Annotated in this window: 13 protein-coding genes; 4 read left to right on the forward strand and 9 right to left on the reverse strand. The window is 72.6% G+C overall.

Going from position 1 to position 20,512, the window contains the following annotated elements; translation table 11 throughout:
- Positions 1-111: 111 nt before the first annotated feature.
- The 3 genes from HET64_RS00165 to HET64_RS00175 are packed head-to-tail and all read right to left on the reverse strand — an operon-like array spanning position 112 to position 6,319.
- A complete protein-coding gene (locus HET64_RS00165) occupies positions 112-1,338 on the reverse strand; it encodes a cytochrome P450 (RefSeq protein WP_215100879.1) in 1,227 nt (408 codons plus the stop codon).
- A complete protein-coding gene (locus tag HET64_RS00170; protein WP_215100881.1) occupies positions 1,335-2,312 on the reverse strand; it encodes a TauD/TfdA family dioxygenase in 978 nt (325 codons plus the stop codon). The genes HET64_RS00165 and HET64_RS00170 overlap by 4 nt, the downstream gene beginning before the upstream one ends.
- Positions 2,309-6,319, reverse strand: coding sequence for a PA14 domain-containing protein (locus HET64_RS00175; protein WP_215100883.1), 4,011 nt, complete (start codon positions 6,317-6,319; stop codon positions 2,309-2,311). Before HET64_RS00175 ends, HET64_RS00170 begins: the two co-directional genes overlap by 4 nt.
- A gap of 166 nt (positions 6,320-6,485) precedes the next feature.
- Between HET64_RS00175 and HET64_RS00180 the strand changes: the two genes are divergently transcribed.
- Entirely contained in the window at positions 6,486-7,136 is a 651-nt protein-coding gene (locus tag HET64_RS00180; protein WP_215100885.1) for a response regulator transcription factor, read from the forward strand.
- A 159-nt stretch (positions 7,137-7,295) separates the two neighbouring features.
- Here HET64_RS00180 and HET64_RS00185 read toward each other — a convergent pair whose 3' ends face one another.
- The 3 genes from HET64_RS00185 to HET64_RS00195 form a co-directional block, all read right to left on the reverse strand.
- Entirely contained in the window at positions 7,296-7,553 is a 258-nt protein-coding gene (locus HET64_RS00185; RefSeq protein ID WP_003967392.1) for a LysR family transcriptional regulator, read from the reverse strand.
- Positions 7,554-7,774: 221 nt separating this feature from the next.
- The gene (locus tag HET64_RS00190) at positions 7,775-10,312 is read right to left on the reverse strand and encodes an ABC transporter permease (RefSeq protein WP_215100887.1); all 2,538 of its coding nucleotides are present in this window, start codon (positions 10,310-10,312) and stop codon (positions 7,775-7,777) included.
- The gene (locus HET64_RS00195; protein ID WP_215100889.1) at positions 10,312-11,082 is read right to left on the reverse strand and encodes an ABC transporter ATP-binding protein; all 771 of its coding nucleotides are present in this window, start codon (positions 11,080-11,082) and stop codon (positions 10,312-10,314) included. Before HET64_RS00195 ends, HET64_RS00190 begins: the two co-directional genes overlap by 1 nt.
- 256 nt (positions 11,083-11,338) lie before the next feature.
- Here HET64_RS00195 and HET64_RS00200 point away from each other — a divergent pair, with 256 nt between their 5' ends.
- Positions 11,339-12,562 carry a cytochrome P450 gene (locus HET64_RS00200; protein ID WP_215100891.1) on the forward strand — a complete coding sequence of 408 codons (1,224 nt, stop codon included), beginning with the start codon at positions 11,339-11,341 and terminating at the stop codon, positions 12,560-12,562.
- Positions 12,563-12,587: 25 nt separating this feature from the next.
- On the opposite strand, the gene HET64_RS00205 is transcribed toward HET64_RS00200, so the two are convergent.
- Positions 12,588-14,660, reverse strand: a complete 2,073-nt coding sequence (locus HET64_RS00205; protein ID WP_215100893.1) for an AarF/ABC1/UbiB kinase family protein — start codon at positions 14,658-14,660, stop codon at positions 12,588-12,590.
- 248 nt (positions 14,661-14,908) lie between these two features.
- Between HET64_RS00205 and HET64_RS00210 the strand changes: the two genes are divergently transcribed.
- Complete coding sequence (locus HET64_RS00210) at positions 14,909-15,148, forward strand: DUF6269 family protein (protein ID WP_215100895.1); 240 nt, start codon at positions 14,909-14,911, stop codon at positions 15,146-15,148.
- Positions 15,149-15,221: 73 nt separating this feature from the next.
- Here the strand turns inward: HET64_RS00210 and HET64_RS00215 are convergent, their stop codons facing one another.
- Positions 15,222-17,045: a transcriptional regulator gene (locus HET64_RS00215; RefSeq protein WP_215100897.1), complete on the reverse strand. Its 1,824-nt coding sequence runs from the start codon at positions 17,043-17,045 to the stop codon at positions 15,222-15,224.
- A 212-nt stretch (positions 17,046-17,257) separates the two neighbouring features.
- Here HET64_RS00215 and HET64_RS00220 point away from each other — a divergent pair, with 212 nt between their 5' ends.
- On the forward strand, positions 17,258-17,431 hold the full coding sequence (locus tag HET64_RS00220) for a hypothetical protein (protein ID WP_215100899.1): 174 nt from the start codon (positions 17,258-17,260) through the stop codon (positions 17,429-17,431).
- Positions 17,432-17,452: 21 nt separating this feature from the next.
- On the opposite strand, the gene HET64_RS00225 is transcribed toward HET64_RS00220, so the two are convergent.
- Positions 17,453-20,455 carry an AfsR/SARP family transcriptional regulator gene (locus HET64_RS00225; RefSeq protein WP_215100901.1) on the reverse strand — a complete coding sequence of 1,001 codons (3,003 nt, stop codon included), beginning with the start codon at positions 20,453-20,455 and terminating at the stop codon, positions 17,453-17,455.
- Between the last annotated feature and the right edge of the window lie 57 nt (positions 20,456-20,512).

Below are 20,512 nucleotides of genomic sequence, written 5' to 3' on the forward strand. Positions count from 1 at the left end.
TCATCGCGCTTTACACCGGGCCTCCGCACGGCGGGGCTCCGGACATGGCGCGTGCCCCGCTCCTGGGGAGGAACGGGGCACGCTTCCAGCAGGACTCGCAGGGTGGGGACCCTACGGAACCGGCCGCAGGGAGACGGGCAGACTGCTGTACCCGTGCAGGAAGTTGGAGTGGATCGGCCGGGCCGGGGCGGTGGGCTCCATCTCGGCGACATGGGTACGCAGGGCGGTCAGCAGGGCGTGGATCTCGCCCCGGCCCAGATAGGCGCCGAGGCAGAAATGCGGCCCGTACCCGAACGACACATGCTTGTTGGGCGTCCTCCCCAGGTCGAACTCCTCAGGACGGTCGAACACCGTCTCGTCGTAGTTGGCCGAACTGTTCCAGAGCGTGACGACGTCCCCGGCGCGGATCGTCCGGCCGCCGATCTCCACATCCGTCAGCGCGCGGCGGCCGAAGTGCATGGCCGGGGTGACCCAGCGCAGCACCTCCTCGACGGCGCTCTCGACGGAGACCTCCCCCGAGACGAGGCGCCGCCACTGGTCGGGGTGCTCCATCAGCTCGTGCACCGCGCAGATCATCGACAGCCGGCTGGTCTCGTCGCCGCCGATGATGACGCTGTAGCAGTTGAAGACGATCTCCTGCTCGGTGAGCGGCTTCCCGTCGATGGTCGACGTGGCCAGCACGCTCACCACGTCGTCGCGCGGATCCTCCCGCCGGATCTCCGCCAGCTCCGAGAAGTAGTAGAGGAGTTCGTTGCGGGCGACCACCGACTCCTCGGCCGACTGCCCGGCCTCCTCGGCACTGAGGGCCTGCTTGGTCAGGGAGAGCAGATAGTCGCGGTCGGCGGCGGGCGCGCCCAGCAGGTCGGCGATGGTGGCCATGGGAATGTGCTCCGCGACGTCCTGCGCGAAGTCGCACTGCCCGCGGCCCACGGCCTCCCGCACGAGCCGGTCGGCCCTGCGGCGCACGCCGTCGACGACGGAGGCGAGGAGCCGCGGCGAGAAGGCCTTGAGCAGCAGGTTGCGCAGCTCCCGGTGGCGGCGGCCGTCGGTGACCGCCAGCATCTGCCCCGCGGCCGAGTCGCCGCCCTCCAGGAGGGTGGCGAGGACGTTGCCCCGCTCGGAGGTGAACCGCTTGTTGTCCCGGTAGACCTCCATGACGTCCCGGTAGCGGGACAGGACCCAGAAGCCGGGCACCTGACGGCCCTCGACGGGATGCCAGTGGACCGGGCTGTGGGACCTGAACTCCTGCCACAGGCCGACCAGGTCGTCCTTGCGGTCGAGGAAGGTCTGCGGGTCCGTGAGGTCGACGCCGTTCAGCGTGGTCGTGGCCGTCGTCATGCCCCGGCCGTCTCGCGCTGGGTCATGGCCACCAGGACCTTGCGGTCGCCGGTGAAGGGCCGGCGGCCGTGCGAGGTGAGGAGGTTGTCGATCATCAGGAGGTCGCCGGTGTTCCAGGTCTCGGCGAGGGTGATCTCGTCGTACACGCCGAGGATCGTGGCGATCTCGTCGGCGGTGATGGGCGTGCCGTCGCCGTAGTAGGCGTTGCGCGGCAGCCCGTCCTCGCCGCAGATCTCCAGCAGCCCCTCGCGCACCGCGTCGGGCAGCGCGTTGACGTGGAAGAGGTGCGCCTGGTTGAACCAGACCTTCTGCCCGGTGACGGGGTGCGCCAGCACCGCGGGGCGCCGCTGCCGGGTGCGCAGCACGTCGCCGTCCCACCGCGTCTCGATGCCGTGGTCCGAGCAGTAGCTCTCGACGTAGCCCTTGTCGTCGCTCTGGAACCCCTCCTGCCAGGACAGGCCCATTCCGGTGCGGTAGGTGCGGGTGTAGAGCACCCCCTTCTCCTCGAACCGCCTTACCAGGGCGGCCGGGAGACGGTCGAGTACGGCGGTGCTGTCGGCGACCGGGGTCTCCCCGCCGGTCTCCGCGGCGAGCGCGCAGAAGAAGAAGACGTTGTGCGGCCAGTTCTCCGAGTACGCGCTCTCGTTGTGCTGCGGGATGCTCTGGTCCTTCGGGTACTCGGTCGAGGTGTAGACCTTGCCGGTGACCCTGCTGCGCGGCGTGGAGCGCTCGTTGTACTCCAGGGTGCGGCCGCCGACCTCCTCGGCTATCTCGGCGAGTTCGGCCTGCTCGACCAGCCCGCTGCTCTTGACCATGACGGCCGCGTGCTCGTACATCGCCGACCGCAGGGCCTGCGCGTTGGCCGTGAACCAGTCGCGGTGGTCACCGCCCGCGGTGGGCCGCACCCGCACCATGCGGCTGCCGTGGTGCTCCAGGATCTCGGTGTCGGCGTCGGTAAAGGGCGTCTTCGTCATTCCGTCTCCACGTCCAGGTCGTAGCCATTGATGCTCGTGCGGTTGACCGGATCACCGGCCGCGTACTCGTAGGGGTTGAGGAAGGGGCCGCCGGACACCGGGGCGGAGAACCGGCCGAACGCGGTGTTCAGCACACGGGTGTCGAGCACCACGTTGTACAGCGCGCCCTCGTGCTCGGTGCCCACCTGGTACTGGCCGAGCCATCCGTAGTCGAAGTCGCCCGGCAGGTTGTCCGGCAGGTGCTCGCGGTCGGCCGTTCCGTCCGCCCGGAGCGCCTCGCCGTACAGGCCGTACCGGTACAGGTCGCCCTGCTGCCGGCCGGTGTCCCCGGCGACGAGGAACAGGTCGCCGCGGACCGTCGGTGCGCTCCACGTCGTCGTCCGGCCGTCCGCCGGAGCCCCGGTGGCGTGGGAGAGGACGACGCCGCCCGGCAGCCCGATCACCCGGGTCAGCAGCCGCCCGTCCTCGCCGAACACCAGGTCGGGAGAGGGGTCGTTGATGTCGGTGTGGCCGTAGCCGACGGTCTCGGAGCCCTCGTCGGTCGTGGCGGTACGGGTCAGGAAGCGGTCGGCGATGTCCTTGACGTAGCCGACGTCGGCCGCGCCGGGTCCCGTCACGGCGACGCCGATGTGCCGCTCGACCGCGTCCTGGCGCTGCGTGTGCTTCGCGCCGCCGGACCGGTAGCCGGTGAGGTGCCCGTTGAGGCCGTACGCCGTGTCGGTGACGGGGGCGTCGCCGGTGGTCGCGAGCAGCCGGTCGGCGTCGTCGTAGCAGTAGCCGGTGACCGTGCTCCCGTCGGCGGTGCGGTCGGTGAGCCGGACGACGTTGCCGTTGGCCCCGGCGTTGGCGCGGGCGCCGGCCGGGCACTCCGCGGGCGCGGGTGCGGTGAAGTCACGGGTGTACGTGTGTCCCGTGAGCCGGGCCTCGACGAGCCGGCCCGCCGCGTCGTAGCGGAAGTCGGGTCCGTCGGGCCCGCCCTCCTCGCCCGTGAGGAACTCGTCCACCACGGCGCCCGACCGCGAGCGGGTGACCGCGCTGGTCCGCTCCGTCCCGTCCGCGAGGACCCAGTTCTTGGCGGTGATCCGCCCGGCCTCGTCGCGGGCCACGGAGAGCCGCATGCCGTTGGCGTAGCGCACGCTCCGCAGCGAGCCCGCGTCGTCGTGCGCGGTCGAGGCGAGCTGCCTGCCGTCCAGCACGACCGCCAGGACCCGGCCGGCGTCGTCGTACCGCGTCCGCTGGGTCTGGGTGGCGCCGGACGGCGGCGTCACCTGCTGGAGTTCGGCCCGCCCGGCCCGGTCGTACGCGGTACGGGTGCGGGTGCCCCGGCCGTCGGTGTAGCTCACGGTGCGACCGAGCAGGTCGACGGTGCTGGTGACGGAGTGGTCGTGCTGGGTCGCCTTCAGCGTCAGCGGGTCGCCGCCGTGGGCGCTGTCGTAGTCGACGCTCCAAGCGGGCAGGGCGGCGTTGCCCGGCATGGACATCCGGCTGATCCGGCCCCGGTCGTCGTACGTGACGCAGGTCCAGTCGGGCCCGCCGAAGTTCACCGCGACCGGCAGGCCGCGTGCGCTGTAGACGAACTTCTCGACCCGCGCGGTCCCGTCGGCCGCGGTGGGCAGGGTGATGGAGCGGGGCAGACCGCGCTGGGCGACCGGGTCGTTCCCGGCGGTGCAGGGGTTGTCCGCGCTCTCCGCCGGCCCGTAGTAGCCGTAGGTCTTGCGGGTGCCGTTGGCGAGGATCTCCGCGACCGGACGGAAGGCTTCGTCGAACTCGTATCCCGTGGTCAGGGCGAGGCCGTCGGGGTCGGTGACCAGCGCGGTGGGGAGGCCCATCTCGTTGAGCCGGGTCAGTGCGACCAGGGGCGGCACTCCGCGGGAGTCCGCCCGTACGGTCGTCAGGCCCTCGGGGCCGAGGGTCGTCGTGGTGGCGGGGACGGCCTCGCAGCCCTTCGGGGCGGGCGAGACGGGCCGCAGGTCCGGGCCGAAGCACGCGCGCGGTCCCGGGCCGTACTCGCCGACGGGCATGCCGGAGGCGTCGTGGACGGTCGTGGTCAGCCGGCCCGCCGGATCCGTCGTCGACTCCGGCTGGTCGGCGGCGGTCCAGGTGGACCGGGTGGTGCGCCGGGTGCCGTCGGTGTCCGTCGTCGTGCGGCCCGCGGTGTCGTGGGTGACCCTGCGGGCCCAGCCCTGCGGGGTCCGCACCCCCGCGACGCCGACCTCCGTGGCGCCCCGGGTGTAGGTGTAGTCGCGTCGTGGCCGCGCGTCGCCCGTGGCCGCCGTCCCGTCCGGGGCCGGCCCGGTCACCCGGCTCGCCGCGGCCGATCCCGGCCGGTAGTCGATCCGGTACCGGGCGGCCTCGGTGTCGCGTCCCGCGCCCGCCGCGATCCAGTCCATGACCAGCGGCGGCCGTACGGCCGCGAGCAGATCGCCGGATGTGTAACCGAAGTCGGTGGTCTCGGTGCCGGGGTTGACGAAGCGGCTCAACTTACCGTTGCGATAGTGCAGTTGGGTGGTGCCGGCGCCGGGCACATGGACCGCGCACACAAAGCCGGCCGGTGCGGCGGCGTCCGCGCAGTCGTCGCTGCCCGCGTAGCGGAACGTGATCCCGGCGTCCTCGGCGGCCTCGATGCCCGCGGCCGGTCCCGCGGACGCTTCGGCGTTCCCGCGTCCGGCCCCGGCGGCCGGGCCCTGCCGCGGCGCGTCCGGCGCGGTCGCGCCGGCGGCCCCGGGGGCCGTGACGGCCCGAGGCGAAACCTGAGCGCCCGGAGCACCCGAAGAGCCCGGGGTGCCCGGAGCACGCGAAGCGCCCGGAGCGCCCGCCGGGGCGTCGCCGCCCTGTCCGGCGGCCGCGGGGGTGACGGTCCAGCCCGGCGGAAGCACCTCGGCGTCCGTCCGCAGCCAGGACGCGGGTACGGGCGCGCTGCGCCCGGCCCGGGAGGCCCACAGCCCGACCTGCCGGCCGTTCGCCGGGCGTCGATGCTCGACCTGGACGGCGTACGAGCGGCCGGACTCCAGCCTCACCGGACGGCCGTAGGCCGGGCGGTCGCCCGAGGCGTCGGCGCCCTTCCAGTCGTCGAGGAGCGGCTTGCCGTCGACCAGGATCCTGAGACCCCCGTCGTAGGCGCCGCCGAGCCGGTACGTCCCGTCGGCGGGCACGGTGAGCCGGCCGGTCCACGCGACCCGGAACGCGGCGTCCGGCTCCGTGTCGGGCAGGGCGCTCCCGCCGCCCCAGCGGAAGTCGACGCGGGCGTCGGCGCGTACGGCTCCGGGCTTCTCGTCCGCGCCGATCCCGGCAGCCGAGTCGCCCGCGTAGTACGAGCCGGTGAGGCCCGACGACGCGGCCACGGCCTGGGAGTTGTACGTGAAGGTCGCGCCCAGGGGGCCGGCGCCGGTGGACGCCTGGGCCGTGTCGACGGAGGCGGTCGCGTTGCCGGTGGCCAGGTTCACCGTGACCGGACCGAGTGCGTCCGTGGGGGCCGGGCCGCCCTCCGGCTGCGCCCCGAGCCGTTGGTTCACCGTGAAGCCCCGGGCGGCGGCGTCCTCACCGACCCGGCCGGAGGAGTCCTTGGTCCGCACGGTCCAGGTGTACCGGCCGCCGTCCTTCAGGACTCCTGCAGGAACCTGCCAGCGGGGCGAGGAGACCCAGCCCGAGGAGGTGACCTGACCGGTGCGGGGGGTGTCGCCGGTCGCCACCACGAACTCGTAACGGGCCCTGCCCGCACGGCGGTCGGCGACCAGCTCCGGCCGGACGCCGCTCAGCACCGCCCCGTCGGCCGGTCCGGTCGCCGCCGCCCGCGCGGCGCCCTTGACCGGGGCCGTCGTGCCGAACGTCCCGGCGGGCCAGGCCGGCCGGTCACCGGCGCCGGCCGGGGCGGGCAGCAGCGGCACGCGGGTCGCGTCACCCCTCGCCGCGGTCCCGGCCGAGGCCGGGAACCCCGCGCCGAGCAGCGTGAACGACAGTGCCGTCGCCCCGGCCGCCGCCAGCGCTCTGATTCTCCTGGTGTGAGCCATGCCCAGTCACCGCTCCAAAGGAAAGGGGGGAAAGCACCGCCCAGCGGCGCTGAAGTTCCTACCGGCCCGATGCTTCCAGCGGCTCGATCCCGGCCGTAGTCCGCAGAAACAATTTGCATACGGTTCCGGTGGCTGAACGGGGCGAACTCGAACTACGGTACCGATCGTGACCATTCGCATACTCCTCGCCGACGACCAGGAATCCGTACGCGTCGGATTCCGCCTCATCCTGGATTCCCAGCCCGACATGGAGGTGGTCGGCGAGGCGTCCGACGGTCTCCAGGCCGTCGAACTCGCCGCGAAACTCAACCCGGACGTCGTGCTCGCCGACATCCGCATGCCGCGCCTGGACGGTCTGGAGGTCACCCGGCGGCTCGCCGGGCCCGAGGCCGAGAACCCGATGCGGGTGGTGGTGGTGACGACCTTCGGACTCGACGAGTACGTCCACACCGCGCTGCGCAACGGCGCCTGCGGCTTCCTGCTGAAGCGCTCGGGGCCGACGCTGCTGGTGGAGGCGGTGCGCGCCGCGATGGCGGGCGACACGCTGATCAGCCCCTCGCTCACCGTCAGCCTGCTGCAGCACCACCGGGACGCCGGCCGGCCCAAGTCGGCCGAGCCGCTGGACGCGCTGACGGGCCGGGAGACGGAGATCGCCCGGCTGGTCGCCAAGGGGATGACCAACGCGGAGATCGGGGCCGAGCTCTTCATCTCGGCCGGTACGGCCAAGACGCATGTCGCCAACGTCCAGCGCAAGCTGGACGTCCGCAATCGGGTCGGCATCGCCGCCTGGATCTGGGGCAACGGCCTGGAGGAATAGGGCCTTTCGTCCGGCGACCGACGACGCCGCCGCAGGTGCGCGCACCGGGCCCGCTATCCCGGCGTGATCCGGACGGGGACCCGGGCCCGGTGGGCCTGAGCCCGCCGGCGGGGCGGCCCGGCTCCGGACCGTCTGGAGCCGGGTCCGGAGCCGCTCGGGTCACACCGGCGCGCAGACCCCTTTCATGCTGTCGATCAGAGCGAGCACGGCGCGGGCGGACGGCAGGATCATGCGTCCCTCCCGGGTGAGCCGCGCCCCGGTGGAGTCGCGGGTGAAGAGTTTGGCGCCCATCATCTGTTCCAGACACTTGATCTGATAGCTGATAGCCGGCTGCGAATATCCGAGTGCCTTCGCCGCCTGATCCATACGCCCGATCTCGGCCACGAACACAAACGCCCGGAACTCACGCTCATGCATCAGTTCCCCCTGTCTCTCGATGGAGCACAAGCGATTGCCAGCGAGTCCGGTGTTCGACCGCCGAATCCACTGGAATTGCTGTCCACTTTCAGCCCACCGGGGGACGAGGGCAATGGAGGGTGCAGGAAGCTGCACGGGCAAAGTCCGGGCCGGACCCCGGCGCAGACCGAAGGCGCCCTCCCGGGGGATCGGAGGACGCCTTCGGAGCAGGGGTGCGTCCGTCAGCCGTGGCTGATGGCCGCGAGGACGTTCAGTCGAGCGCCGCGCCGGGCCGGGGCGATCGAGGCGATGACCCCGACCACGGCCGCGCCCACCACGTAGGCGAGCATCTGCCCCCAGGGCAGCGACAGTTGGTTGACGCCCTGGTCTTCCATGCCGCGAGCCACCGCGAGGCCGAGCGCCCCGCCCACGACAACACCGAGCACCGCGCCGAAGAGCGAGATCACCACCGACTCGGTCATGATCATGCGCATGGTCTGGCCGCGGCTGAGGCCGATCGCCCGCAGCGTCCCCATCTCCCGGGTCCGCTCCAGGACCGACAGGGCCAGCGTGTTCACGATGCCGAGGACCGCGATGAGCATGGCCACCCCGAGCAGCGCCTGCACGATGGTGAGCATCATGGCGAACCCGCCGCTGAACATCTCGATCACATCGGCGCGGGTCTGCACGGTGACTTCGGGGCTGCCCTTGAGCCGGTTCTCGATCTGCGACCGGACCTGGCTCTCGTCCGCCCCGCCGGCCAGCTGGAAGTACGCCTGCGAGGGCTGCTTGGAACGGAAGCCCGCCTCGGCGTCCGCCCAGGGCACGACCATCCCGTTCGACAGGGTCGAGTCCGCGAAGACCCCGGCCACCCGGTAGGTGTGGGAGTCACCGCGCTGGAGCTGGACCTCGATCCGGTCGCCGACCTTCGCCCCCCGGCTCTTCGCCGTGCTCTCGTTCACGATCACGGCCCCGGCGGGCAGGGTCTCGATGCTCCCGTCCACCCGCTTCAGGCCGAGCACCTCGCGGGCCTTCGCCCAGTCCTGCCAGGAGGCGACCGCCTGGTTCTCCTTGCCGATCTTCGCCGTGTCCATGGTGGCGGCGGCGACGTTCCGCACCCCGGGCACCTGGGCGATCCCGGCCAGGGCCTCCGGAGCGATCGAGGCGGAGGACGCCGAACCCGCTTCGCCCATGGCCACCAGTTCGGCCTTGAGGTCCCGCTTGATGTCGCCGGCGACGCTGTTCTCGGCCGAGACGGCCACGGTGCTGATGGCCGTGACCAGCGCCACGCCGATCATCATCGCCGAAGCGGTGATGGCCGTACGGCGCGGGTTGCGGGCCGAGTTGCTGCGGCCGAGCGATCCCGGCGTAGAGCGGGCGAACACCGCGCCGAGCACCTGGACCGACGGCTTGCTGAACAGCGGGGTGAGCAGGGAGACGCCGACGAAGGCCAGCAGCACGCCCGGGATGATCAACGAGGCTCCGCCGGACCCGAAGAGCCCGAGGGCCAGGAGAAGGGCGCCGAGGCCGAGCATGATCCCACCGGTCCAGGTCTGTCCCCGGTGCCTGCCCTGCGGTGCGGCGGCGGCGCGGATCACCGCGATGGGGGCGACCTTGGAGGCCCGTACGGCGGGGAAGAGCGCGGACAGCATCGTCACGAGGATGCCCACGGCGAACGAGGTGACCACCGCTCCGGTGGGCACGCCCAGCCCGGCGACCTGAAGCCCGTCGGTGGACGAGGCCATCATGTCGGCCCCCAGGGCCCCGATGCCGACCCCGGCGGCCAGTCCCAGGACCGACGAGACGAGGCCGACCACGAACGACTCCACGAGCACGGAGTTGATCATCTGCTTGCGGCTGGCGCCCAGGGCCCGCAGCAGGGCCAGTTCGCGCATCCGCTGGGCGATGATGATCGAGAAGGTGTTGACGATCAGGAAGATGCCGACGAACACCGCGACACCGGCGAAGCCGAGGAGCAGCATGCCCATCATGTCCAGCATGCCGCGGGACTTGTCGGAGGCCTTCTTGGCCAGCTCCTTGCCGGTCAGCACGTCGTAGCCGCCGCCGAGCTGCTTGCCGAGCGCCGCCTGTACGGTGCCGGCGGCGGCGCCGTCCGCGAGCGTGACCTTGATGCCGGAGAAGCTGTCGGCCCGGCCCAGCATGAGCCGCTGCGCGACCGGATCGGTGAAGGCCACCGTCTGCTCGCCACCGATGGAGTCCCGGTCGCCGGAGTAGCCGAAGACTCCGGCCACCACGAACGTCCGGCGGGGCTCGTTCGTCAGCACGCCGACCCGGTCGCCGACCTTGAGCCCGGCCTTCTCGGCGAGGCCGGCGTTGACGGCCACCTCGTCGGCCGCGCGCGGTCCCTGGCCCGAGCGGAGCTTGATCAGCCCGCTCTCACCGCGCCAGCTCTCGCCGTAGCGGGGGCCGCCCGTACCGGGCACCACCTTGCCGTCCTTGCCGATGGCCCGCGCGCCCTCGGCGAGCACCAGCCCGCGCGCCTCGGCGACGCCGTCGACCTGGGAGGCCCGCTGGACCGCCGCGGCGTCCACCGGGGGAACCACCGCGGTCTCGCCCTCGGCCTCCACCGCGGGCTTCAGCGCCGCGTGCAGGTCGATGTCGGCGTAGGCGCCGGTGAACTGGGCGTCGATGGAGCGGTTCAGGGTGTCCTTGATGACCATGGAACCGGATACGAACATGACCGCCAGGACGACCGCGAGGCCCGACAGGACCAGCCGCAGCTTCCGGGACAGCAGGCTCTTGAGAGTGAAGGTCAGCATCACGCGGCCCCGGTCCTGCCGTCGAGCGAGCGCATCGTGTCGATGACCGCGTCCGCGGTCGGCTCGCTCAGCTCGGTCACGACGCGGCCGTCGGCCAGGAAGATGACCCGGTCCGAGTACGACGCGGCGCGCGGGTCGTGCGTCACCATGACCACCGTCTGGCCGAGCGACCGCACCGAGTCCCGGAGGAATTCGAGCACCTCGGTGCCGGACACGGAGTCCAGGTTGCCGGTCGGCTCGTCGGCGAAGATGACCTCGGGCTGGGAGACCAGGGCCCGGGCGCAGGCGACGCGCTGCTGCTGCCCGCCGGAGAGCTCGGTGGGGCGGTGCCCCAGCCGGTCGGCGAGGCCCACCGTGTCGACCACCCGGTCGAACCAGTCCTTGGACGGCTTGCGCCCCGCGATCGACAGCGGCAGCAGGATGTTCTCCTCGGCCGTCAGCGTCGGGAGCAGGTTGAACTGCTGGAAGATGAAGCCGATCCGGGTGCGGCGCAGCAGCGTCAGCTCCTTGTCGGACATGTCGCTGACCCGGGCGTCGCCGATGAAGACCTCGCCCTCCGTCAGCGTGTCCAGACCCGCCAGCGTGTGCATGAGCGTGGACTTGCCGGAACCGGAGGGCCCCATGATGGCGGTGAACTCACCGGCGGCGAAGTCGACGTCCACTCCGCGCAGTGCGGCGACCTGTGCCTCTCCCTTGCCGTACAGCTTCGTCACACCGACAGCTCGCGCCACGGTCTGACGCTTGGTCATCGTCGGAATGGTCACGGTCATGACTCACACTCCCCACACGGGTTGATTCGGACAGTCCATGACCGGAGCACTGTGCACCGTGTCCGGCGGTTGCCAAGGAGCCTAGGAGTCGCCTGGATACGGCCACATCTCCCGAACGGCATAGATGATCCTTGCCGCGATGCGGCGATCCGAGCACAGATCGAACTCTTGAAACCAGGCATGTGCCGAACGGCAGAGCCCGCCTAACGTGCCGACCGGATGAAGCGCTCCCGGCGTCACGGCACGGAGGACGGGCATGACCGGCACACAGACCCTTTCCAAGTACTGGATGCTCACCAACGAGTTCACCCAGAACCCCTATCCCGTGCTCGAACACGTGCGGAGCGAGGGCCCGGTGCGCGAGCTGTCGTTCCCGGACGGCGGACGGGCCTGGGTGGTGACCCGGTATGAGGAGGCGAAGGCGGCCCTCGCCGACCCCCGCCTCAGCCGTGACATCCATGTGCACTACCGCCTGATGTCCGAGCGCACGGGGCGCGCGCTGACGCCCCCGCCCGAGGAGGCGAACCACCTCGCCAACCTGGAGCCGCCCCGGCACACCCCGCTGCGCCGGGCGATCAGTTTCGCGTTCACCCCGCGCCGGGCCGAGGCCCTGCGGCCGAAGGTGGAGCGGATCGCCGACGACCTCCTGGACCGGCTCGGCTCAGACCCCGAGGCGGAGCTGATCGCCGGGTACGCCGACCCGCTGCCCGTCATCACCATCGCCGAGCTGATGGGCGTACCCGCCGACGCCTGGCCGGACTTCCTGCGCTGGTCGACCGCGTTGCGCACGCACTCCCCCACGGACAGCTCCGGGGTCCTGGACCGCAACGTCCAGGAGCTGTCGGCCTACATGGCCGACCTGATCGCCCGCAAGGAACGCGAGCCGGGCGAGGACCTGCTCTCCGCGCTGATCCACGCCGCCCCGGAGAACCGCCTCACCAGCACCGAGATCCTCTCCACCGGCTTCGCCCTGATGACCGGCGGCAACGACACCACCGCGAGCCTGGTCGGCGGGGTGATCGCCGCCCTGCTCACGCACCCCCGGGAGCGGACCCGGCTGCTGGCCGACTCCGGCCGCTGGGGCAAGTCGATGGACGAGCTGATCCGCTACGTGAGCCCCATCAGCAACGCCCTGCAACGCGTCACCACCGAGCCGGTCGACGTGGGCGGCGTGACCATCCCGGCCGGCGAGGTCGTCGTCGTCTGCGTCATGTCGACCAACCGGGACACCGGCCAGTTCCCCGGCCACCCCGACCGGCTCGACCTCGACCGGGTCAAGCCCGCCCACCTCAGCTTCGGCTTCGGCATCCACTACTGCTCCGGCGCCCACCTGGCGAAGGTCATCACGGAGGTCTCCGCCCGCCGGCTCTTCGAGCGCTTCCCGGCGGCCCGGCTCGCGGTCGACCCGTCCCTGCTGCGCTACCAGCAGAACGTGGTGGTGCGCCCGTTGGAGGCGCTGCCGGTCCTGCTGCGCCCCTGACCCGGCGGGAGTGCCGGGCGCCGGGTCACGGTGTCCGGCGCATCGCCGTGTAGAGCGCCCTGAGCGTGAGGATCGCGCTGACCGCGAGCACGTGGTAGCCGATGAGCGGGTACAGCTCCAACTGGCTCGACACCCTCGGTCCCCTGCCGGTGCCGAACACCATCAGCAGCACCCCCATCAGACCGGTGCAGGCCGCCATCAGGGTCACCATCACCTGGTGGATCAGCCCGGAGACGAACCGGCGCTCCCGTTCGTCCGCGAGCACCCGGACCCGGATCCCGAGCCGCCCCTCCTCCAGTGAGGCGCTGATGCGCTCGGCCCGCCGCGGCAGCCGCCGCAACATCGGGAGCACCGACAGCAGCTCCTGGGTGGCCGCCTGCGCCACGGTGGCGAAGACCCCGCCCGGGGCGCTCTTCCCGCCCTCCCCCTTCGGCTTCCCGTAACCGATCCGGTCGGCCAGCAGCCCGAGGGCGAACCCCCGTGCCTCGTCGAGGATGTTGAACCCCGGGGCGAGGCGGGTGAGGGTCCCCTCGATCGTGGCGAGCGCCCGGAACACCGCCGCCACCTCGGGCGGCACCGCGAGGCCGAACCGCGCGAACATGCGGAACAGCGCGGTGAACATCTCCGTGTCGGGCTGGGCCGCGGCCCCCAGGTGACGTGCCATGAAGCGCCCCAGCTCGCGCTCCAGCAGCAACTGGTCCGGTATCAGCTCCTCGTGCGTCGTGGCACGGGTGCCGAGCAGACTGATCACCGCGTCGTGGAGCCCGGCGGGGTCACCTCGGCCCACCGCCACCAGCAGTTCCTGGATGGAGATCTGCACCGACGGGTCGATGCGTCCGACCGAACCGAAGTCGATGAGCCCGATGCGCCCGTCGTCCAGCAGCAGTATGTTCCCGGGGTGCGGGTCGGCGTGGAAGACGCCCACCCGGAGGATCTGGTGGAGCATCGAGCCGATCGCCGTGCGGGCCAGCGTCTCCCGGTCGAGACCGGCCCTGTCGGCGGCCGCCCCCGCCCGGTCGAAGGTGACGCCCTCCATCCACTCCTGCACCAGGACCCGGTCCGTGGTGAACGCGTAGTGCACCCGGGGGATGCGCACCGGCGCGTCCGCCTCGTAGCCGCCGGTCACCTTGGCCACGGTGGACGAGTTGCGCGCCTCGATCCGGAAGTCGAGCTCCTCCCGTACGGACTCGGCGAACCCGTCGCCCAGTTCGCGCAGGCCGAGCACCTGCGCCGAGCGCAGCCGGCTCTGCAGACCGCGGCTGATGGAGAGCACGATGTCCAGGTCCCGCTCGACGGCCTCCCGGATGCCGGGCCGCTGGATCTTGACGACGACCGTGGGGCCGCCGCTCAGCCGGGCCCGGTGGACCTGGGCGATGGAGGCGGCCGCCAGGGGCTTGTGCTCGATCCAGTCGAAGACCTCGGAGACCGGCTTCCCCAACTGCTTGCGCAGCACCGCCTCGACCTCGGGCCAGGGCGCCGGGGGCACATCGCTCTGCAGCCGGCTCAGCTCGTCGATGAAGTGCGCGGGCAGCAGATCCCGCCGGGTGGAGAGCACCTGGCCGAGCTTGACGAACGCGCCCCCGCACTCCTCCAGCGCCATCCGCGCCGAGGCCGCGCACTGCTCTCCGTACGGTCCGGGCTGCATCGCCCGGTGCCAGGCGCTCCGACCGCGCAGCACCCGGCCCAGACCGTGCTTCACGAAGATCCGGCTGATCCGGGAGTAGCGGCGGGCCCGCCGCATCCGGTCCCCGAGGCCGCGCACCAGGTGCAGTGGCCGGGCCCAGCTGCCGTGCGGCAGGAACACCTCCAGAACCACCAGAGCGGCCATCGCGGCGAACAGCGCCAGCGGGATCTGCATGGTGGAGAGCGCGCCCAGGTCCTTCTCGCTGTTCCGCATCAGCCGGCCGTACACCGCGAGGGCCCCGACCCCCACCAGGCCCGCGCCGAACGCGCGCAAGGGGCCGACCCTGATGCCCAGGAGCCGCCGCGAGGCCGTGGAGACGCCGAAGGCGAGCAGGCCGAGCAGGACCACGGCGGTCAGGGCGAGGAGGAGGACGAGGGGCAGGTCGTTGAAGACGCCGTCGGCCAGTACTGCCATGAAACCGCTCCCTCGGTAGGTCGCGGGCCACCCTAGGCGCAACTGCTGCGAGGACTCGGGGATGTGGCAGCTTCATGCAAGGGCGGCGGTCGCCGCTCCACCCGGGCGGCCTTGCGGATTTCTGTACCGCGCCATGAGGAACCCTCTTCGGGAGGTGAGAGAAACACGCACAGATTCCTCCGGAAGACCGCCCGACTCTGTGACCGCGGGGCCTCGGAGAGGCCCGTTCCGCGAACAGAGGAGGCACCATGCGTGAAGGTCCCAACTCCCCTGTCCAGGTGCAGCACCCGCTGGAAGTGCTGGAGGACATCGAGGAAGAGGCGTCGAGGAACACCGAGGGACTGCTGTACGCCGCTCCCGCTCCGTGGGCCCAGCTGCTCGCCCAGTATGTGGACTCCCTCAACGAACTCGTCGCCCAGGGGCACGAGTTCAACAGACCCGCCGAGATACACACCCTCGACGAGGGGCACGCCGGCGGCTGTGGCTGACCGGGGCCGGACAACGCCTTCGGGGCCCGTCCCCCTCCTGGGGACGGGCCCCGAAGGGGCGGGCGAACCGGCGTCAGGCGACGGCGAGTCCCGCCCCGCGCAGCTCCTGGGCGAAGAGCCGGACCAGGCTCGGGAAGCGGTAGCACGGCCAGCGGTCGCCCCCGGCGCTCCAGCCCTCCACCAGCCGGGCGTCGGTCAGCTGCTCCAGGACTTCCTCCGCCTCCTCGCACCCCGTGCCGAGGAGGGCCGCCGCGTCGGGTGCGGTGAGCTGCGGCGGTCCGCCCGCGGCCAGGCGGACGAACGCCTCGGCCAGCCGGACCGGCAGGCCGTCCACGACATGGCGCAGCCCCGCCGTGACGTCCAGGCTGCCGAGCCGCAGCTCGCCGAGGCGCCGGTGCCCGTACGCCAGGCGCCCGGCGAGCCGGGTGGTGGACCACTGCGGCCGGGCGACGAGTCTGGCGGCGGCGATCCGCAGGGCCAGCGGGAGACGGTCGCAGAACTCGGCGATGCGGACGACGGCTTCGGGGTCCTCCGCGATCCGGGCGGGGCCCACGATCGCGGTGAGCAGACGCACGGCGTCGGCCGGGCCGAGCGGACCGAGCTGCACCACCCGGGTCCCCTCCAGCGAGGCCAGCGGGGCGCGGACGCCGGTGACCACGGTGCGGCTCGGCCCCCCGCCCGGGAGCAGCGGCCGGACCTGGGCGTCGTCGGTCACGTTGTCGAGGACCACCAGCGCCCGCCGTCCGGTCAGGAGCGTGCGGTAGAGCTGGACCCGCTCGTCGAGCGTCCCGGGCAGCCGGTCCGGATCCGCGCCCAGCGCGCGCAGGAACCAGCCGAGGACCTCCCGGGGCCGGCGCGCACCGCTCCCGGAGCGCAGGTCGGCGTAGAGCCGACCGTCCGGGAAGGCGTCGCGGCAGTGCTCGGCGGCGTACAGCGCCAGGGCCGACTTGCCCGTGCCCGGCGCGCCGGTGACCACGACGTCCCGCTGTTCGCGCAGTGCGGCGAGCACGGCCTCCAGCTCCGCGGCCCGGCCGGTGAAGTCGCCGGGGGCGGCAGGCAGGAGCGACGGCACGAGGCCGGCGGCCCGGCCGCCGTCCGGCGCCGGACCGGCGTCCCGCACGGGACCGGCCGGCGCGCTCCGCACCCGCTCGGGGGCCGGCGGCGTGGGCAGGGCGCCCCGGAGGATCTCCTCGTACAGTCCGCGCAGGGCCGGGCCCGGGTCGATGCCCAGCTCCTCGGCGAGGACGCGGCGTCCCGCCTCGTACAGCGCGAGCGCCTCCGCCTGCCGGCCGCACCGGTACAGCGCGGTCATCAACTGGCCGCGCATGCCCTCCCGCAGAGGATGGCGCGCCACCTGTCGGGTGAGGCCGGGCACGGTCTCGGTGTGCCGGCCCAGGGCGAGCGCCGCCTCCGTCTGGTGCTCCACGGCGCAGAGCCGGGCCTCTTCCATCCGGGGCGCCTCCGCCCCGGCCAACTGCTCGGTGACTCCCGTGAGGGCGGGCCCCCGCCAGAGGGCGAGGGCCGCCGCCAGTCCGCGTTCGGCCTCCGCGTACCGGCCGGCCCGCAGGTCCGCGTCGCCCGCGCCGGCCAGACTCCGGAAGGTCCCCCAGTCGACCGTGGAGTCGCCGATGTCCAGGCGGTATCCGGGGCCGCTGCGCTCCAGCCGGACCCCGGCCCCCATCCGGGTGCGCAGCCGCGAGACGTAGGTGTAGAGCTGGTTGACGCTGCTCGCGGGCGGGTCCCAGCCCCACACGAACCTGATGAGCCGTTCGTCGGTCACGACCTTGCCGTGGGCCAGCAGCAGGGCGGCGAACACGGTGCGCTGCTTGTTGCCGTCGAGGGCCACCACGCGCGCCCCGGTCTCGGCCGACACGGAGCCGAGCAGGGTGAAGTGCATGGTCTCTCCTCGCTGCGCGGACCCGCTCCGGACGCTGGGCCACCCGCCGCGAAACGCTACGGAACGGGACTTCTCCAGCGATGTCGGAAGGATTTCGCGGCCGCGAAAGCGAGACGAAACCGCCGGAAAAAGCGGCCGTCGTAGCTTTCTCGGCATACCGCGTGGCAAGCCTCACGGGCCGGACCACGCCAGACCCACTTCAGGAGAGTGCCGTGCAGCACTTCGTCTTCACCTCGGCCAGGACAGTCGTCGCCACGGGCGCGGTACTGCTCGTGGCTGCCATCGGATCCGCAGCGTTCACGGCCCCGCCGGCGGACCGGGTGGTCACCGGGGCGGCCGCGGACGACCCGTGGACCTCCGTGCAGGGCGACGACCCCTGGACGTGACGCCCCGGCGGGCGGGGCCCCTCACGGCCGTACGAGTTCGATGAGCCCCGGCGAGGCGATCTGCTCGCGCCGGCCGAGCGCGGCCAGCAGCAGGGTCGTCCGTTCCCGCCAGTACGGTGCGCCGACCCCGGCGAAATGGTCGCCCGCCGCCCGGAAGCAGACAGCGGCCCCGTCCCGGTCGCCGAGCAGGGCGCGCACACAGCCCAGGGCCATCCCGGCCCTCGCCTCCAGATACCGGTCCGGGACCTTGACCGCGGCCGACAGGGCCAGCGCGAGCACCGCCTCGGCCTCCTCGTACCTGTCCTGGCACCACAGCGCCTCGCCCAGGGTCCGCAGCGCGTGGGCCTCACCGCGCCGGTCGCCGCTGCCGCGGACGAGTTCCAGCGCACGCCGGCACGCCTCCTCCGCCCGGACGCCCTCACCCTGGTGGATCAGCGCCTCGGCGAAGCGGACGGTGCTCTGCGCCTCTCCGCGTACGCTCCCCAGCCCCCGGCTGCGGGCGACCGCCTCGGCCGACAGCAGCAGGCCCGCCCTCGGCCGCCCCCGCTCCAGCTCGATCTGGGCCAGCAGGCCGAGGACATGGGTCTCCGCGTACCGGTCGCCGACCCTGCGGAAGATCACCAGCGAGCGCCGGCCCAGGTCCCGTGCGACGTCCAGGTCCCCGCGGTGGCGGGCGCACAGCGCCTGGTTGCGGAGCACCAGGGCCCGCCCCTTCTCGCCGTTCTCCCGCTGCGCCTCATCCAACTCCTCGAACAGCTTCCACGCCTGGTCGAGGAAGGCGGCGGCCTCGTCGAACTCCCACCGGATGATCCCGAGCGTGCCGAGGGACTGCAGCATCACGGCCTCGCCGAGCCGGTCGCCCGACTCCCGTACGGCGTCCAGCGCGCGCTCGCCGCAGAAGCGCCAGTCCTCCAGGTAGTTGCGGTTCTGCAGGAGAGTGACACTGGTGATCGCCAGGTCCCAGGCGTAGCCGGCCTCGCCCTCCCGGGCGGTCTGGTCGACCAGGGCGATGACGGAGGCACGCTCGCTCTCGAACCACTCCATCGGGTCCTCCAGCAGGCTCTCCGTCAGCCGCGCCGACAACGGCCACGGGCGGGCCGTCCCGTGGATGATCGTGTAGTCGCCCCCGTACACCCGGCGATGGGCCTCCGACGCGAGACCGAGCCACGCGCCCGCCGCGCGGCGCAGGGCCGCGCGCCGCTCCTCCTCCGTGTCCTCGGCGAGGGCCAGTTCCCGGGCGAACAGCCTCGGGAGATCCTGGAAGCGGTAGCGCACCCTGCCGGTCGTGAAGGGGAGCGGCACCAGCATCTGGGCGTCGACGAGCTCCTCGATGAGGTCCTCCGCGTCGATCGGGTCGATGTCGAGGAGGGCGGCCCCGGCCCAGGAGGCGAAGTCGGGCACGTTCAGGGAGCCGAGCAGCCGGAACATCCGCGCGGTGGCGGCCGGCAGATCGCGGTAGCTCAGCCGCAGGCCCGCCCGCACACCCCGTTCGTCCGGACTGAGTTCGTCGAGCCTGCGGTGCTGGTCCTCCAGCCGCTCGACCAGGGTGCGGACCGACCAGTGGGGTTTGGCGGCGAGCCGGGCGGCCGCGATGCGCAGGGCGAGCGGCAGCCGGTCGCACAGGGCCGCGAGGCGGGCCGCGGCCACCGGGTCGGCGGCGAGCCGGCCGTCCGCGGCGACCTTGGAGAGCAGCGCGATCGACTCCTCGTGTCCCAGTGCGCCGAGGTGCAGGGGGACGAAGGCGTAGTCGCCGGCCAGGGCTCCGCCCATGGGGTCGCGGCTGGTGACCAGCACGCAGGAGAGACCGGAACCGGGCAGCAGGGGCTGTATCTGCCGGAAGGAGCGCGCGTTGTCGAGCACGATCAGGACGCGGCGGCCGTCCAGGACGCTACGGAAGAGCGTGGTCCGCTCGTTCGGGTCCCCGGGGATGTCGGATCCGGGCACTCCGAGCGCGCGCAGGAACCGGTCGAGCACCGCCCCGGCGCGCCGGGGTGCCTCCTCGTCGTATCCGCGCATGTCGGCGAAGAGCTGGCCGTCCGGGAAGCGGCCGACGGCCTGGTGCGCCCAGCGGATGGCGAGCGCCGTCTTGCCCACGCCCCCGATGCCGGTGATCGATCCGACGGACAGCGCCGATCCGCCCACATGATCCAGCAGGCGGTCCAGGGAGGCCAGTTCACTGCTCCGCCCGGTGAACGAGAGCACGTTGAGGGGCAGATGGGCCGGCACCGCCACCGGGGGGACCGGCAGCACCGGCTCGACGGGCAGGCTGAGGAGCGGGGAGTCGGCCAGGATCTGGTCGTGCAGTTGCCGGAGTGCGGGCCCGGGGTCGATGCCCAGCTCGTCGGCCAGGATCTGGCGGCCCTCGCGATAGGTCTCCATCGCCTCGGCCCGGCGCCCCGAGCGGTACTGGGCCAGCATCAGGTGCGCCGTGGCCTGCTCCCGCAGCGGGTGCTCGCGCACGAAGGGCGCCAGCTCGCCGAGCACCTCCCGGTGCTGGCCCAGTTCCAGGCGCAGCCCCATGTACTCCTCGTACGCGTCGAGCCGCATCTCGGTCAGCCGGGACGCCTCGGCCTCGACCCGCTCGGCCGGGATCCCCTCCAGGGCCGGGCCGCGCCACATGGCGAAGGCCTCGTCGAAGTGGGCGCAGGCCTCCTCGGTCCGGCCGCTGCGGGCGGCCTCCCTGCCCAGCGCCGCCCGTTCCTCGAACTCCACCGCGTCGATGCGGTGTTCGCCGGTGACCACCATGTAGCCGGGGTGGCTGGTGACCAGCATGTCGTCCACCCCGGCCGCCGCCTTGAGCGTCTTGCGCAGGGCCGAGACGCAGATCGCGATCTGGTTGCGCGCGGTCGGCGGCGGGGCCCCGTGCCAGACGGCGTCGGCGAGCTTGTCCACCGAGACCACCCGGTCGGGCGCGAGAAGCAACATGGACATGATCGTGCGCTGACGGGCGCCGGTGAGGACGATCGTCCGCCCTCCGGCGCTGACGTCCAATGGCCCCAGGATCCGGAACACCACCTGAAGCACGAGCTGCCTCCCGATATCGCGGACGGCCTCTGCATGACCCGTTCACTCCGCTTTTGT

Origin of the sequence: Streptomyces sp. McG3 (genome assembly GCF_018619185.1) — a bacterium.
GTDB lineage: Bacteria > Actinomycetota > Actinomycetes > Streptomycetales > Streptomycetaceae > Streptomyces.

What these genes read in the sequence shown, in the direction of transcription:
- HET64_RS00210 (WP_215100895.1), top strand. Translation starts at nt 14,909, where the DNA reads ATGCGTGAAGGTCCCAACTCCCCTGTCCAGGTGCAGCACCCGCTGGAA.
- HET64_RS00185 (WP_003967392.1), bottom strand. Translation starts at nt 7,553, where the DNA reads ATGCATGAGCGTGAGTTCCGGGCGTTTGTGTTCGTGGCCGAGATCGGG.
- HET64_RS00195 (WP_215100889.1), bottom strand. Translation starts at nt 11,082, where the DNA reads ATGACCGTGACCATTCCGACGATGACCAAGCGTCAGACCGTGGCGCGA.
- HET64_RS00205 (WP_215100893.1), bottom strand. Translation starts at nt 14,660, where the DNA reads ATGGCAGTACTGGCCGACGGCGTCTTCAACGACCTGCCCCTCGTCCTC.
- HET64_RS00165 (WP_215100879.1), bottom strand. Translation starts at nt 1,338, where the DNA reads ATGACGACGGCCACGACCACGCTGAACGGCGTCGACCTCACGGACCCG.
- HET64_RS00215 (WP_215100897.1), bottom strand. Translation starts at nt 17,045, where the DNA reads ATGCACTTCACCCTGCTCGGCTCCGTGTCGGCCGAGACCGGGGCGCGC.
- HET64_RS00190 (WP_215100887.1), bottom strand. Translation starts at nt 10,312, where the DNA reads ATGCTGACCTTCACTCTCAAGAGCCTGCTGTCCCGGAAGCTGCGGCTG.
- HET64_RS00170 (WP_215100881.1), bottom strand. Translation starts at nt 2,312, where the DNA reads ATGACGAAGACGCCCTTTACCGACGCCGACACCGAGATCCTGGAGCAC.
- HET64_RS00200 (WP_215100891.1), top strand. Translation starts at nt 11,339, where the DNA reads ATGACCGGCACACAGACCCTTTCCAAGTACTGGATGCTCACCAACGAG.
- HET64_RS00175 (WP_215100883.1), bottom strand. Translation starts at nt 6,319, where the DNA reads ATGGCTCACACCAGGAGAATCAGAGCGCTGGCGGCGGCCGGGGCGACG.